We start from the raw sequence: 2210 nt of genomic DNA, 5'->3' as shown, positions 1-2210 counted from the left end.
TATGCGTCAGGCACTGGATAGCGCCAAAGCGGTTCGAGATTTTGTTCTACAACTTGCGCCGGAGATGACGCGGGAACAGGAAGAACAGGAGCGGAATGAATCACCATCGCAGGACGGTCCTTCATTATAGCCAAACAAATAATCCTTGATCAGGAAAGTAACCGCCGTTTTTTCCTTCGCAGCCTGATCAGCATCCAGAAACCGCCAGATCAGTGTTTAAGTGCTATCGCCTTTGTGGCCGAATGGCTTGCACCAGAAGCTGCAGCGGCACTTGCCCGTAAAAAGAGTAAACCAACCCGGTCCCCTTTCGGGGAGCAAGAAAGCAGTCTGTTTTACTTGTCAGGAGCAGGCCCGGTCAGGCCTGCATCACATTCAGCCAGGCCTTGATCCCGATGAAAACCACACTAGCTCCCTGAGAGGATGGCCCAAACATGAATTCACTGCGTTTGCTACACTTGGCCGACGTTCACTTGGATACGCCGTTCTACGGTAAAGATGAACAATGGCGCACCCGCCTGCGCAAGGCGGTACGTGCCGCCTTCGCTCGGGGTATCGACTTAGCAATTGAGCGAGGCGCCCACGCTGTGTTAGTGGCCGGTGATTTATTCGATAATGACTTACTAACCTTCGCTACGGAGCAGTTCCTGCTGGAACAAGTAAGGCGACTTCAGGATGCGGGGGTTTGTTTCTTTTATGCTACCGGAAACCATGACCCTGGTCGTAGCAACTACCGGGCACACAATCTGGACTGGCCGGATAATGCTCACATCTTCCGCAAAGGTCAGGCTGAGGATGTACCCGTAAAAGACGCTTCGGGGGAGACCGTGGGTTGGATTACGGGTGCCGGCCATGTTACTCAACGTGAGGACCGTAACCTGGCTGCCGGCTTTGGGCGGGCCAAGGGAGAGCTCCCACACGTAGCGCTTCTGCACACCCAGGTGTTGTCCGCCAAGGGTGCGGAAAACCACGGCCGTTACGCTCCCACCACGGTTGAGGATCTGGCGGATGGCGGCTTTGATTACTGGGCGTTGGGACATATCCATCTTGTACAGCAAGTAGTGCCGGAGGTTTCGGCCTGGTATGCGGGTAACGTACAAGGGCGGAATCCCCGGGAGACCGGTTTAAGGGGCGGTCTTTGGGTGGAAGTGCGGAAGGGAGTGCCGGTACAGCCGGAGTTTGTTCCTCTCGGCGAACTGGTGTGGCAGACGGTAGAAGCTCGTTGTCCGCCGGAAGCACTCACTTTGCGTGAACTGGTTCAGGATTTGGCAGGACAGGTTACAGATGCTTTGGTGGTAAGCCCTATTCCCAGGGAGTTTGAACCCGAGCATCTGGTGAGGGTTGTGTTGACCGGGCGTTCACCGCTCGCTGGGCAATTGCGGCGGAATCCGGATGAACTAACGGTCTTAGCAGAAGACCTGCAACAGACTGTGGGAGTGCCATGGGTGGAGGTACGGCTTGGCTCCCTGACTCGCCCGCTGGATCTGGCATCGCTCCGGCAGGGACCAAGTGTGCTGGCAGTTGCCTTGGAGTTAATGGATGAAGCACAAGAAGATGGGGAACTTCTTCGAGGACTAGCTCCCGAAAATATATCTATGGATGTGCCACCGGAAGTGCGCATTGCATATTTGCGTGAACTTCTTCAAGGTCTCGATGCCGAACTGGCCGAGCGTTTGATGCCGGAGGAAGAGAGATGAGAATAAGTACTATTCGGATCAGGCGTTATGGGTCGGTACGGGATTGGGGTCCGGTGGACCTGTCCCCCGGGGTATGTGTGGTGTACGGCCCCAACGAGACGGGGAAGTCCACCCTGTTCAATCTCCTGACAAGCATGCTATACGGTTTCTCACCGGCTTCGAAGGATAAGCATCCGTATACGTCTTGGGATGACGATTTATCTCCGGACTTCGAAGCAGAATTGGTGTTGCGGGACGGACAGATAGTGAAGGTAAGCCGACGGCTTCCGAGCACACCACGTGGAACGCTGGTGCGAGGGGATGCTGTGGAAGATATTGCCAACCGGCCCCTACCCTTCGTACAGCACGTAAATCGTGATCTGTACCAGGCGCTGTATGCCCTGACGGCCTACAACTTTCACAATCTAAAGGAGGACCAACAAGCGGAGATTCAGGACCGGCTGCTTAGTGGGTTCGCCACAACCCGTTTCCGGTCAGTATCTAAAGTGCTCCAGGAGCTGGAAAGGGATGCTAATC

Annotated in this window: 2 protein-coding genes; both read left to right on the top strand. The window is 55.2% G+C overall.

Features of this window, described 5'->3' with window-relative positions:
• The first annotated feature begins 431 nt into the window (after nucleotides 1-431).
• Nucleotides 432-1694 carry a DNA repair exonuclease gene (locus AB1402_10305; GenBank protein ID MEW6541977.1) on the top strand — a complete coding sequence of 421 codons (1263 nt, stop codon included), beginning with the start codon at nucleotides 432-434 and terminating at the stop codon, nucleotides 1692-1694.
• A partial coding sequence (locus AB1402_10300; GenBank protein ID MEW6541976.1) for an AAA family ATPase occupies nucleotides 1691-2210 on the top strand: 520 nt, incomplete at its 3' end. The genes AB1402_10305 and AB1402_10300, both read left to right, overlap by 4 nt.

This window comes from Bacillota bacterium (genome assembly GCA_040757205.1).
Lineage (GTDB): Bacteria > Bacillota > Desulfotomaculia > Desulfotomaculales > Desulforudaceae > Desulforudis.
The sequence above is the reverse complement of the archived record's forward strand: the minus strand, read 5'-3'. Positions and strand labels throughout refer to the sequence as shown.

Coding starts and splice junctions, on each gene's coding strand:
- AB1402_10305 (MEW6541977.1), top strand. CDS start 432: ATGAATTCACTGCGTTTGCTACACTTGGCCGACGTTCACTTGGATACG.